General features: G+C 32.1%; 11 protein-coding genes. 9 read left to right on the forward strand and 2 right to left on the reverse strand.

Annotated features, from left to right (window positions below):
* From AC5SLT_RS01365 to AC5SLT_RS01390, 6 genes are all read left to right on the forward strand, one after another.
* Nucleotides 1-1,167, forward strand: a complete 1,167-nt coding sequence (locus AC5SLT_RS01365) for a M24 family metallopeptidase (protein ID WP_271766612.1) — start codon at nucleotides 1-3, stop codon at nucleotides 1,165-1,167.
* Between the two features lie 58 nt (nucleotides 1,168-1,225).
* Nucleotides 1,226-2,314, forward strand: a complete 1,089-nt coding sequence (locus AC5SLT_RS01370; RefSeq protein ID WP_494578395.1) for an ABC transporter ATP-binding protein — start codon at nucleotides 1,226-1,228, stop codon at nucleotides 2,312-2,314.
* 134 nt (nucleotides 2,315-2,448) lie between these two features.
* Nucleotides 2,449-3,564 carry an extracellular solute-binding protein gene (locus AC5SLT_RS01375; RefSeq protein ID WP_494592180.1) on the forward strand — a complete coding sequence of 372 codons (1,116 nt, stop codon included), beginning with the start codon at nucleotides 2,449-2,451 and terminating at the stop codon, nucleotides 3,562-3,564.
* Between the two features lie 82 nt (nucleotides 3,565-3,646).
* Nucleotides 3,647-4,894 carry an ABC transporter permease gene (locus AC5SLT_RS01380; RefSeq protein WP_494592182.1) on the forward strand — a complete coding sequence of 416 codons (1,248 nt, stop codon included), beginning with the start codon at nucleotides 3,647-3,649 and terminating at the stop codon, nucleotides 4,892-4,894.
* A 3-nt stretch (nucleotides 4,895-4,897) separates the two neighbouring features.
* On the forward strand, nucleotides 4,898-5,752 hold the full coding sequence (locus AC5SLT_RS01385) for an ABC transporter permease (protein ID WP_271486547.1): 855 nt from the start codon (nucleotides 4,898-4,900) through the stop codon (nucleotides 5,750-5,752).
* A gap of 56 nt (nucleotides 5,753-5,808) precedes the next feature.
* Entirely contained in the window at nucleotides 5,809-8,031 is a 2,223-nt protein-coding gene (locus AC5SLT_RS01390) for a 3-hydroxyacyl-CoA dehydrogenase/enoyl-CoA hydratase family protein (RefSeq protein WP_494592184.1), read from the forward strand.
* On the opposite strand, the gene AC5SLT_RS01395 is transcribed toward AC5SLT_RS01390, so the two are convergent.
* Together AC5SLT_RS01395 and AC5SLT_RS01400 are read right to left on the reverse strand one after the other, a co-directional pair.
* The gene (locus AC5SLT_RS01395; RefSeq protein ID WP_494592186.1) at nucleotides 8,024-8,668 is read right to left on the reverse strand and encodes a peptidylprolyl isomerase; all 645 of its coding nucleotides are present in this window, start codon (nucleotides 8,666-8,668) and stop codon (nucleotides 8,024-8,026) included. The genes AC5SLT_RS01390 and AC5SLT_RS01395 overlap by 8 nt on opposite strands.
* Nucleotides 8,668-9,405 (reverse strand): putative zinc-binding metallopeptidase, encoded by a 738-nt coding sequence (locus AC5SLT_RS01400; protein WP_494592187.1) that lies wholly within the window; start codon nucleotides 9,403-9,405, stop codon nucleotides 8,668-8,670. Before AC5SLT_RS01400 ends, AC5SLT_RS01395 begins: the two co-directional genes overlap by 1 nt.
* A 58-nt stretch (nucleotides 9,406-9,463) precedes the next feature.
* Between AC5SLT_RS01400 and speB the strand changes: the two genes are divergently transcribed.
* The 3 genes from speB to AC5SLT_RS01415 all read left to right on the forward strand — a co-directional run bounded on the left by speB (nucleotide 9,464) and on the right by AC5SLT_RS01415 (nucleotide 13,518).
* Nucleotides 9,464-10,429, forward strand: coding sequence for an agmatinase (gene speB / locus AC5SLT_RS01405; RefSeq protein ID WP_271563969.1), 966 nt, complete (start codon nucleotides 9,464-9,466; stop codon nucleotides 10,427-10,429).
* 14 nt (nucleotides 10,430-10,443) lie between these two features.
* On the forward strand, nucleotides 10,444-11,880 hold the full coding sequence (locus AC5SLT_RS01410) for an aldehyde dehydrogenase family protein (protein WP_494592189.1): 1,437 nt from the start codon (nucleotides 10,444-10,446) through the stop codon (nucleotides 11,878-11,880).
* A gap of 189 nt (nucleotides 11,881-12,069) precedes the next feature.
* Nucleotides 12,070-13,518 carry an NCS1 family nucleobase:cation symporter-1 gene (locus AC5SLT_RS01415; RefSeq protein WP_494592191.1) on the forward strand — a complete coding sequence of 483 codons (1,449 nt, stop codon included), beginning with the start codon at nucleotides 12,070-12,072 and terminating at the stop codon, nucleotides 13,516-13,518.
* Nucleotides 13,519-13,548 lie beyond the last annotated feature (30 nt).

A 13,548-nucleotide genomic window follows, 5' to 3' on the forward strand; every position in this document is an offset into this window, starting at 1 on the left:
ATGAATTTTAGCAAAGAAGAATACAAAGCAAGATTAAAAAAAGTTCAAAGCGCAATGCAAGAAAAAAACATTGAACTATTAATCTCTAGTGATACAGCCAATATGAACTATTTAACTGGTTATGATGCTTGGTCGTTTTATTATGCTCAAGCTGTAATTGTACATGTGAATGCTGATGAGCCATTATGCTGGGTAAGAAAGCAAGATTCAGGTGGAGCTTATATAAAAACTTATTTAAAAAATGAAAATATTTTAGTCTATGACGAAAAATATATTCATACATGGCCACTTCATCCATTTGATAATTTAGTAGAAATTATAAAAGAAAGAAAATGGGATAAACTTACAATAGGTTTAGAAATGGATAGTCACTATTTTACAGCTTATTGTTATGAAAAAATGAAACAAGGGCTACCAAACGTTAAGTTAAAAGATTCTGAAAGATTAGTTAATTGGGCTCGTGTTGTTAAATCTAATGCAGAGATAGAACTTATGAAATCTGCAGCAATAATTTCTCAAAAAGGAATGCAAACAGCAATTGACGTTATAAATCCTGGTGTCAGGCAGTGTGATGCGGTGGGTGAAATTCAAAAAGCATTATTTTATGGAACGCCAGAATTTGGTGGTGAATATTCAAGTATTGCAACGCTACTTCCAACAGGGAAAGGTACTTCAGCATCACATTTAACAGCAACTCAAGATAAGTTTGTAGAGGGTGAGGCTACAATAATAGAGCTTTCAGGGGTATATCAAAGGTACCATTGTCCCATGGCTAGAACAGTTTTACTTGGAAAACCAGATCAATTGAAAATTGATACTATGAATAAAACTAATGAGGCACTTCAAGCTGGAATAGATGCTGCAAAACCTGGACAAACTGCAGATGATGTTGCACAAGCTTTTTGGAAAATTTTAGATAAATATGGAATAGAAAAAACCTCTAGAACTGGTTATTCAATAGGAATTGGTTATCCACCTGATTGGGGTGAGCATACTCTTAATATATCTAAAGGTGATATGACTATTCTAGAACCAAATGTTACTTTTCATATGATTGCTGTAATGCAATTTGGGGGGTGGGGAGTTGAAGCATCAGAAGCAATACGAATAACTGACAAAGGATGTGAATTATTTTGTAATTTTTCAAAAGATCTGCACATTAAATAATTGAAATAAAAAAACTTGATAAACAAGTAAACAAATGTTTTAAATTCATTTAAAAAATATGATTAAAAATAAAGAATTTGTAAAATTTGACAATGTAGACAAAAGCTACGATGGCAAAGTACTTGTCGTTAAAGGACTAAATCTAGACATCGAAGAAGGTGAGTTTGTAACTATGTTGGGACCCTCTGGCTCTGGTAAAACAACTTGTTTAATGATGCTTGCTGGTTTTGAAACTCCAACTCATGGAGAAATTTATTTAGATGGTAAGATTATTTCAAATATTCCACCTCACAAAAGAGGGATTGGAATGGTATTTCAAAACTACGCTTTATTTCCACATATGACAGTTTATGAAAATTTAGCTTTTCCATTAAGAGTGAGAAAAATTCCAAAAGACGAAGCAGATAAAAAAATTGATAAAGCTTTATCAATGGTATCCCTTCAAGGTTTTGAAGCAAGAATGCCTATGCAATTATCTGGTGGACAACAACAGCGTGTTGCTGTGGCGAGATCTTTAGTTTTTGATCCACAAGTAGTACTTATGGATGAACCACTTGGAGCTTTAGATAAAAATTTAAGAGAGAGTATGCAATATGAAATTAAACATATTCACGAAAGTATTGGTGTAACAGTTGTGTATGTTACACACGATCAAACTGAAGCATTAACAATGTCAAACCGTATTGCAGTTTTCAATGATGGTAAAGTTCAGCAACTATCAAGTCCAGATGAATTGTATGAAAAACCGGTTAATTCATTTGTTGCTGAGTTCATTGGAGAAAATAATAAATTTTCAGGTCAAGTTTTAGATATTTCAGGAGACAAATGTAAAGTTAAATTAGAAAATGGCACAGAAATTTTAGCAAATCCAGTTGCTGTTAAAGCAAAAGGGGATAAGACTAAAGTTTCACTAAGACCTGAAAGAGCAATTATAGATCCTACAGATAAAATGGATAATAACCATAAAGGTAAAATTGAAGAAATAATTTATCACGGTGATCACACTAGACTAAGAGTTGATTTGTTGGGAAATAGAGGATTCATTCTTAAAGTACCAAATAGCACTGCAAGATTAGATTTAAAAAAAGGTAATGTGCTTAATATTGGTTGGAACAGTATTGATTGCAGAGCTTTAGATCCAAAATAATCTTAAAAGAATCCTTAAAAAACTTAAATAAAATAAAGGCAAATTAGCCATAATTGGCTGTTGACTAAACTTGTCTATCTTGTTTTACTTTCACTTTATAAAATAACAAACGTTAACGTTAAATAGGAGAGAAAATGAAAAAAATAAGTAAATTATTACTTGCTCTATCTTTTGTACTTTCTATCACAACTTCAGCATTTGCAGTTACTGTAGTGTCTTGGGGTGGTGCTTACACTGAAAGTCAAAAATTAGGGTATGGTGATCCTACAGCAGCAAAATTAGGAATACCTGTTAATTGGGTAGACTACACTGGTGGATTATCAGAAATTAAAGCTCAAAAAGAAGCTGGAAAAATCACTTGGGACATCATTGATGTATATGCAAAAGATACTATCATTGGATGTGATGAAGGAATTTTTGTTGAATTCGATTTCGATAAAGACTTTGCACCTGCTCCAGATGGAACAAAAGCTTCTGATGACTTCTTTACAGGCATGCCTTCAAAATGTGCAGTTGGAAACATCTTGTACTCTTGGAACTTTGCTTACAATAAAAACAATGTAAAAGGTACTCCAAAATCAGCAAAAGACTTTTTTAATACTAAAAAGTTTCCTGGTAAAAGAGCTATCTACAAAGGTGCAATGTCTAACTTAGAATTAGCTATGGCAGCAGGTACAAAAGCTGGTAAAGGTGGTGATAAGATTTACAGCAAACTTGAAGCTGATGGTGGAGTTGATAAAGCAATTGCTAAAATCAAAGCACTATGTGCAGATCCAAAAGGTGGATGTGTATTCTGGAATGCTGGAGCTCAGCCACCAGAATTATTAGCTAACGGTGAGGTTGTTATGGCTACTGGTTGGAATGGTAGATTCTTCAATGCACAAATGGAAGGAACTCCAATTGTACAAGTATGGGACTCTCAAATTCTTGACTATGAGTATTTCGCTATGGTTAAAGGTGGACCTAACGATGCTAACGGAAAAGCTATGAAAGTTCTTAGAGAAATGACAAGTACTGAAGGTTTAGCAGGAAGTGCTAAGTATATTGCTTACGCTCCTTGGAGAAAATCTTCAATCGCTATCATGGAAGCAGGAGAACCTTGGTTTAAAGATGGTAAGACTAACATGGTACCACATATGCCAACAGCCCCTGCGAACACTAAATCATACATTCTTATGAACCCTGAATTCTGGGCAGATAACCAGGATGAAATTGGTGAAAAATGGGAAGCAATGAAAGCTGGACTATAATTTAGTTTTATAGATTAAGTTTTTGTTATAAAATACTAGGGCGGTTACATAATAACCGCCCTTTTTTTTTAAAATTTTATATATGAGTACAGAAAAGATATTATCATCAGACGGAATACCTTTAGAGATAAGCTTAAAAAAAGCTGAGAAAAAAAATAAGCTAAAGGCTTTAATGCTTGTAGGTCCTTTATTTTTATTTCTTATAATTACATACGTATTTCCGATAGGTGATATGTTATTTAGAAGTGTTGATGATCGTATGATTACAAGTAAGTTACCAAATACTTTTGCAGCACTTAAGAAATGGGATGGTAAAGAGTTACCAGAAGAGGATGTATATGAAGCTTTTTACAAGGATTTCTATCCATTGGCTATTAATAAAGAAGCTGGAAAATTATATCAGAGATTAAACTATGAAAAATCTGGTTTTAGTAGTGGATTAAAAAAAACAAATAGAAAAATTAAGAAATTTAAAAAGAGTAACTACAAAGAGCAGTTTATGGAAACTCATAAAATCTGGAGAGATGTAGATTACTGGGTTGCTCTAAAGAATACTGCACCAAAATGGTCATATGCTAAATACTTAAAAGGTGTGGATTTAAAACTTGACCCAGACAGAAACATCGTTCAACAAGATGAAGATAGAAAAATTCATAAAATACTTTGGCTAAGAACTCTTAAAGTTGCTTTTTGGGTAACTATATTTTGCTTCATGCTTGCTTATCCAATTTCATACTTATTAGCTACATTACCCATGAAATATAGTAATTTACTGATGATATGTGTGCTTCTTCCATTCTGGACATCACTATTGGTCAGAACCTCAAGTTGGATGGTTTTACTTCAACAACAAGGCCCAATTAATGATTTGATTGTATGGCTCGGACTTGCAGCAAACGATGCCAGACCAGAATTGATGTATAATGTAATTGGAACTTTTGTTGCAATGACTCAAATCTTATTACCATTTATGGTTTTACCGCTTTACAGTGTGATGAAAACAATATCTCCAAGCTTAATGAGAGCTGGAAAATCTTTGGGTGGAACACCATTTGTAGCATTTAGAAAAATATATTTTCCATTAACAATTCCTGGAATTGGTGCCGGATCCTTGTTAGTTTTTATTTTAGCAATAGGTTATTATATAACTCCTGCATTAGTTGGAGGGGCAAGTGGGTCTTTGATTAGTAATACAATTGCCTATCATATGAAAAGTTCCCTAGATTGGTCATTTGCTGCTGCATTAGGAACAATGCTGTTGGTTGGTGTCCTAACTATTTACTGGATCTATAATAAATTAGTAGGAATAGATAATATTAAATTAGGATAAATTATGTCATTACCAAATTATACATCATGGAATTATAGAGTTTGGCACTACACTTATTTAACAATTTGTGCATTAGTATTTTTCTTTTTAATTGCGCCGCTGTTTATAATCTTACCACTTTCATTTAATGCAGAGCAATATATTCACTTTTCTAAAGGAATGTTAGCACTTGACCCTGACGCATTTTCATTAAGATGGTATGAGGATATGATTTATGGAACTAAAAATCCATGGGGACTTGCTGCAAAGAATAGTATTTTTATAGCTTTCTTTGCAACCATTGGTTCTACAATTTTAGGAACGGTTGCAGCGCTAGGTTTAAGTAGTAGACATATGCCATATAAAGCAGCGTTCATGGCTTTATTAATATCTCCAATGATTGTGCCGTTAATTATCTCAGGAACAGCAATATTCTTCTTTATGGCAAAAGTAGGTTTAGCTGCAACGCATACAGGAATAATTTTAGCACATATTATTTTAGGTACACCATTTGTAGTTATTACAGTAACAGCAACATTAACAGGGTTTGACCATAGTGTTACAAGAGCTGCAGCAAGTTTAGGAAGCAATCCAGTTAATACTTTTATGAAAATAACATTACCATTAATTTTACCAGGTGTTATTTCAGGTGCATTATTTGCCTTTGTAACTTCATTTGATGAAGTTGTCGTTGTGTTATTCTTGGCAGGACTTGAAAACACTACTATTCCAATTCAAATGTGGGTTGGTCTAAGGGAACAGCTAAGCCCAACAATAATGGCAGTGGCAACTTGTTTAATTATAATGTCCACATTAATTCTTGTTAGCGCAGAACTTTTAAGAAGAAGATCTGAAAGACTAAGAGGAATTAACAGGTAATTGATTTACTAAGATCATTTTTTTTATTATAAACAATTCTTCGATTTTAAAATCTTATGGAAATTAAAAAAGTAGTAGTTATAGGTTCAGGAACTATGGGTAGTGGAATTGCTGCACATTTATGTAATGCAAATATTCCAGTAACTTTATTAGATTTAAAAACTGAAATAAGTGAGCAAGCACGAGATAAAATTTACAAATCGAAACCACCACTTTTGTTAGATAAGTCCAAAATAAAAAACATTAAAGTAGGAAACATTTTAGATAATTTTGATGAAGTAAAAAAAGCTGACTGGGTAGTAGAAGCTGTTGTTGAAAGAATAGACATCAAACATGATATCTATAAAAAAATATTCAAAGAAAGAAAAAAAGGTGCGATAGTATCTTCAAACACATCATCTATTCCTATCAAAATATTATCTCAACACTTATCAGAGGAAGAAAAAAAAGATTTTTGCATTACTCACTTTTTTAATCCAGTCAGATACATGGGATTATTAGAGATAGTTAAAAATGAAAATAATGATTTAGATAAAATAAACTCTCTAAAAGCTTTTTGTGAAACAGAACTTGGAAAAGGTGCAATTATTTGTAATGACACGCCAGGCTTTTTAGGAAATAGAATAGGTGTTTATGCAATGCAAGTTGCAATGACTGAAGCTTTTAAAATGAAACTTAGTATAGAAGAAGCCGATGCTATTTTTGGAAGACCAATGGGTATACCAAAAACAGGTGTGTTTGGTCTTTATGATTTAATTGGTATTGATTTAATGGCTGATGTTTTAAAAAGTTTTATTAAAGAATTACCAAAAAATGACCCTTTTCAAGTAGTTGCAAAAGAAATTCCTTTAGTAAAAAAATTAATTGAAACAGGATATACCGGCCGAAAAGGCAAGGGTGGATTTTATAGAGTTAACAAAACTGGTGAAGTTAAGGTTATGGAAGCAATTAATCTTGAAACTGGAGAATACTCTGCAAGTAAAAAAATTAATATTAAATCAGACAAAATAGACCTTAAAGAATTAATATCTAGAGAGGACAAGTATGGTGAGTATGCTTGGTCTGTTATTTCTAAGATTATCAAATATGCTTCTTCTTTAGTTCCATCAATTACAAAAAATTTCAATGATATTGATGAAGCAATGAGATTAGGTTTTAATTGGACTAAAGGTCCATTTGAAATGTTAGAAGAAATCGGAGTTGAAACTTTTTTTGGTAAAATAGACGACATTAAAGGAAATGCTTTTTTAGCAAATTTATCTCAAAATAGAAATCAAGATTTTTACGGATCTAGACAAAAATATACTGACATTGAAACGTTTGGAAAAGCTAAAAAGAAAGCATTAAGTGTTGATGGAAACAGTTCAGCACAGATATATAGATTTAATGATTATAATATTGTTGAGTTTACCACTAAAGCAAATGCTCTAGATTACGATTCAATGGATGCTTTAAAAAAAGCCACAGACAAACCTTTGATTATAATAAATGAAAGCATGCAATTTTCTGCTGGAGTAAACTTGAGTTATACAATGGATTTTGCAAACAAAAATAATTTTAAATCCATAGAAAAATTTATTAGATATTTTCAAGAAACCTGCAAGCATCTTAAATATTCTAATCACCCGGTGATATCTGCACCATCAGGTTTAACTCTTGGAGGTGGATTTGAAGTAATGGTCCAAAGTAATTTTGTTGCTTCACATACAAATATTGTAGTTGGATTAGTGGAAACAATAGTTGGACTGATACCAGCTGGGGGTGGATGTAAGGAAATGTTGGCAAGATGGCTTGATACAGATGAGGCTAAAAAAGATCCTCATTATGCACCACTTAAAGTATTTGATATTATTGGTTATGGAAAAACGGCAACTTCACCAATTGAGGCAGAACCATTAAAATACTTAAGACCAGAAGATAAAAAAATAATGAATAGAAATAGCTTACTTGAAGTTTCAAAAAAGATCTTAGACGACAATAAAGAATTTAAAACCCCAACAGAGACTGAATTTAAACTACCAGGAAAAGAAATTTTAATAGAAATGAATAAAATTATAGAAAATCTTTATAATGAAAAAATAATTCGTGATCACGGTGTTACTGTTGCAAAAGAACTGGCTCATGTTTTGAGTGGAGGAGATACAACTATAGATAAAATTTTATCAGAAGATGATTTATTTAAATTAGAATTAGATGCTTTCATGAGATTAATAGAGACAAAAGAAACTCAAGACCGTATTAAATACACACTAGCAACAGGCAAACCTTTAATTAATTAAGCATTTTAAAGGAATTAATAAAATCTGGTCTTAATATATACTCTGAGCGTTTATCAGATTTTATCTTTTTCAATACCTCTAGACCGTATAGAACTTTACCAACGGGTGTATATTCGCCTTCAAATAATGGTTCATCCTGTAGAATTATAAAAAATTGACTGTCTTCAGTGTCATTCTTAAATGTTCGAGCTAATCCGACACTACCTTTGGTATAATTAAAATTATTGTCAATTTCAGATTTAATTGTACCTAAGCCTGATTTTCCAGTTCCAATTTTTCCATAATCTAAATTTCCTTTTTTTCCAAATTCTAGGTCACCAGCCTGGATAAGTTTATTTTCGATTACTCTATGAAAAGCAATATTCTCATAAGCGTTAGATCTAATTAAAGTTACAAATCTTTGAACTGCATTAGGTGAAATGTTAGGATAAAGTTCTATAATTACATTTCCGCAAGGTACATTTAAAATTGCAATATTATTTGGATTCTTAAAAGTAATATTCTTTGGATCAATATTTTTAACAAATAAACATTTATTTTTAATTATAAAATATGTGAAGAAAGTTGTGATAGCTAGTAGGATTAAAAAAATAAAAATAAGTTTTTCTGATTTAGAAGCTTTAATTTTTTTTATCATTAGAAAGTAAAAGAATTATCTATTTCTTTTATTTTATTTTCAATATATGAAATTTTATTATTTAAAATAGGATCAAATTTACGAATTTGATTAATTTCTTTTTTCTTTAAAAAAATCATGTGTGAATAAACTTCTGCCATATCTTCTGAAGCTGTTGATTTAGAGTATTCTGTAAAAAACCCATTAGTCTCTTGATATTTTTCTAAAGATATATTCTTTGTGCAAGTAGAGCATTCAGCGTATTTAAATTCAAAATTATTAAATTTAGCCCACTCTTCTTCATTAAAAATATTTTTGTGCTGAAGATGCATTACATGAAAAACTTCATGATGAATTACTCTTTCAAAATATTTCTGATTAAATTTGATATCTAGTATTAATGTTTTCATTACATTATCTGGAATACCAGCTGTATATAGTTCTGAGATTGATAAATTTTCGCACATTACAATATATTTGAGATTAATTTTTTTTAGATAGTCATAAGAGTATCTATTAAGATTTTTATGAATAATCTTATATTTTAATTCTAAATCTTTCTTATTAGGATTTGAACAAACAATGTTTTTTTGAGTGCCTAGTCGGAAGGGTCTTGCTGCATAAAAATATCTAAGTTTATTTTTAGTATTTATTTCATAAATCTCTAAGTTAGGTATCTTAATTAAGTTATAAATAGTATTTGCCTTTAGAGGTGTAATTAAAAAAATTAATAGTAAAATAGCTCTTATTAAGTTCATAATTTTAAAGATAGAAGATATTCCATTCTTAAAGAATGTGGTACATTTTATTTATAAAATGAAAAAAGAAAGAAACAAAAATCCAGTACAACCAATAAGTGGAACTAAAGTTCCACGATTTGCTGGGCCATCTACATTTGCAAGATTACCAGAATTAAGAGATGTTGAGAGTTGTGACGTAGCAATTGTTGGAATTCCATTTGATGCAGGCACTAGTTATAGACCTGGTGCGAGATTTGGACCCATGAGTATTAGGCAGGCATCAAGACATTTAAGGACTAATTATCATCCAAGTTATGATGTTGAACCATTTAAAGTTCAGCAAGTTGCTGATGCAGGCGACATTACATGTAATCCATTTAATATTGATGAAGCCATTAAACAAATTGAAGAGGGCGCTACAGAACTTTTAAGTAAAGTAGGTGGCATTATTAGTTTAGGAGGTGATCACACAATTGCTCTTCCTTTGCTAAGAGCTATTAATAAAATGAATAATGGTCCAGTTGCTTTAGTACATTTTGATGCTCACTTAGATACATGGGACACATATTTTGGAGCACCCTATACTCATGGAACTCCTTTTAGAAGAGCAAGAGAAGAAAATTTATTTTTAGATGATGCTTCAATGCATGTTGGGATTAGAGGTCCTCTTTACAGTAGAGATGATATAAAAAATGATGAAGAGTTTGGTTTTAAAATCATTCACTGTGATGAATTTCAAACACAAGGTACAGATAAAATTGCTGAAAGAATAAGAAAAAGAGTTGGGAACAATCCACTTTATTTATCTATTGATATAGATGTTTTGGATCCTGCTTTTGCACCAGGAACGGGTACACCTGAAATTGCAGGAATGACTACAAGAGAAATGGTTAATGTCATAAGAGGCCTTTCAGGTTTAAATTTAATTTCTGCGGATGTAGTTGAAGTGTCTCCAGCATATGACCATGCAGAAGTTACATCTTTAGCAGCAGCTACAATTGTTTATGAATTAACTAATTTGTTTGCAAAAGTTAAAAGATAATATAATTTTTAGGAATGCTAGATAAAAAAAATTTTTATATAAATGGAGAATGGGTTTCTCCAAAAAAATCAAATGATTTCAAAGTAATTGACCCTTCAACTGAAGAGGAATGCGCAGTTATATCTTTAAGTGGAGTAGAAGATGTAAATGATGCAGTAAGTGCTGCAACTAAAGCTTTTGAAACTTGGGCATTCTCAACAAAAGAAGAAAGATTAAAATATTTAGAAGCCTTATATGATGTTTATAAAAAAAGATGGGCTGATATGGCTGAAGCAATCTCCCTTGAAATGGGAGCCCCAATTGATTTTTCAACTCAATTACAAGCTGGAACTGGTGCTAGTCACATAAAATCTTATATAAAAGTTTTAAAAGAATACACATTTGAAGCAAAATTAGGAGAACATGCTCTTAATAATAATATTTTGCATGAACCAAAAGGAGTTTGCGCGTTAATAACTCCATGGAACTGGCCAATGAATCAGGTTTGCTTGAAAGTGATTCCTGCTATAGCAGCTGGATGTACAATGGTCCTTAAACCATCTGAGATAGCCCCCTTATCATCGATGATTTTAGCAGAAATGATTGATGAAATTAAATTACCAAAAGGTGTATTTAATTTAGTAAATGGAGATGGTGCAGTTACTGGAAATGCATTAACAAGTCACCCCGATGTAAACATGGTTTCATTCACAGGATCAACTAGAGCAGGTGCTTTAATTTCTGAAAATGCGGCAAAAGACTTTAAAAGAGTTAGTTTAGAGCTTGGAGGAAAAGGTGCTAACATTATATTTAAAGATGCTGATGCTGAAGCAGTTGAAAGAGGAGCGCTTAGATGTTTTAGAAATACAGGGCAATCCTGTAATGCTCCAACAAGAATGTTGGTAGAAAAATCAATCTATGCAGATGCAGTGGAAAGAGTTAAAAATTTTGCTAACTCAATGAAAGTTGATGTTGCAACAAAAAATGGTGATCATATTGGTCCTGTTGTTTCAAAAACTCAATTTGAAAAAATTCAAACATTAATACAAGTTGGAATTGATGAAGGTGCAAAATTAGTTGCTGGTGGAACAGGCAAACCAGATGGCCTTGATAAAGGTTATTTTGTTAAACCTACAGCATTCGCGGATGTTAATAACCAAATGCAGATTGCAAGAACAGAAATATTTGGTCCTGTTTTGTCAATTATACCTTTCGAAACTGAAGAAGAAGCTATTGCTATAGCTAATGACACTCCGTATGGATTATTAAATTTTATTCAAACTCAAGATCAAGAAAAAGCGAATAGAGTTGCTAGAAAATTAAGATCAGGAATGGTCGATATTAATGGTGCAGGCTTAGCTCCTGATGCTCCTTTTGGTGGATACAAACATTCAGGTATTGGACGTGAAGCAGGTAAATTAGGTCTAGAAGAATATTTAGAAGTTAAAGTAGTTAGCGGTTGGAACGATTAATTTAACTAAATTGCTGTTCATAATAGGTTTTCTGCAATTCAATAAACCCTATATTTATTAGTTAATTTTCTAAACTAGAAGTTGTATCGCTTTATACTTTACATAACATAAATAATCCATAATGTCGCAGATAGTGTTACCATAGCTTTATAGTTAATAAGAGTAACAAAAATAAAAAGGAGAAATAATATGGGCAGATCGTCAAAACTCTACAACTCAGATTTAGCTCCAACTCCAAGCAATAAAAAAAATTGGGGATGGTTTGAAATCTTTAATGTTTGGGCTAATGATGTTCAAAGTTTATTTGGTTATACTTTGGCTGCATCTTTGTTTTTAGCGTCAGGACTAAATGGTTGGGCTGTATTTGCTGCATTAATTCTAGCAGGATTTTTTATAATGTGGCTAGTAAACTTATCAGGTAAACCAAGTGTAAAACATGGAATTCCATATCCAGTATTTGCTCGTGTTAGTATGGGTGTCTTTGGAGCAAACTTTCCAGCAATGGCCAGAGGTCTTGTTGCAATGTTTTGGTATGGAGCACAAACTTATGCAGCATCAACTGCTGTAGCACTTTTAATTACTGGAATAACAGGAATGGAAGGTGAAGTTATGTTTCTTGGCATGACAGGTGTAATGTGGGTTTCATTTATATTTGTTTCAGCATTTCAAGTTTATTTATTTTGGCAGGGTGTAGATCTTGTTAAAAAATTCTTAAACTTTGCTGGTCCTGCTGTCTATGCGGTAATGATACTATTGATGATTATTATCTGGGCTAAAGCTGGTGGAGGATTATTTTCGGAAGTTGGAAATATATTCTCTGGTGGTGAAAGAACAGGTGGCTTTGAAGGCTTAGGATCATTTGGAGCTTTCTTAGCAGTATTTTCTATCATGGTTGGATATTTTGCTGCAGTAGTTATCAATTTTGGTGACTTCGCTAGATTTGTTAAAAATGAAGATGAAATGAGAAAAGGTAACCTATGGGGATTAGTAGGTAACGTGATCTTATTCTCTTTTATTACTTTAATGATCACAGGCGGAACAATCGCAATTTTTGGTGAGTATGTTGCAAGTCCTACAGAGATGGTAGCTAAAGTAGATAACCTAGGTTTAACAATTATTGCTGCATTTGCTTTTTTTGCTGCAACAGTTGGTATTAATATGGTTGCAAACTTTATACCTCCAGCTTATGACTTGGCCAATTTAATGCCAGATAAGATAAATTTCAAAACAGGTGGATTAATTACTGCTGGTTTTGGTTTTATTATTGGTGGTATGTGGGTTGCTGTTATTACTCAAATGGGTTTATTTCCATTTGTTAATACACTAGGAGCAATTCTTGCACCTGTATTTGGTATCATGATTGTTGATTATTATATCATCAAAAAAGAAAAACTAGATGTAGATGCATTGTTTGATGCTAGCCCTAGTGGGAAGTATCATTACAATGGTGGCTTCAATTATAAAGGAATGTTAGCTTGGATACTATCAGGTTACATCGCAGTTGGAACCGTTTGGCCAAACATTTTAGTTTTTGGTTTAGATGATTTCTTTGCAAACCTAGGTGGTGGCGGAGGATATGCTTGGATAATTGGTGCATCACTAGGTGCTGTAGTTCATCTAGCTATATCTAAAAGATAATTAAAGTTATAACTAAAAGCCCATCAATTC

It is taken from the genome of Candidatus Pelagibacter sp. PS_11 (assembly GCF_059417975.1).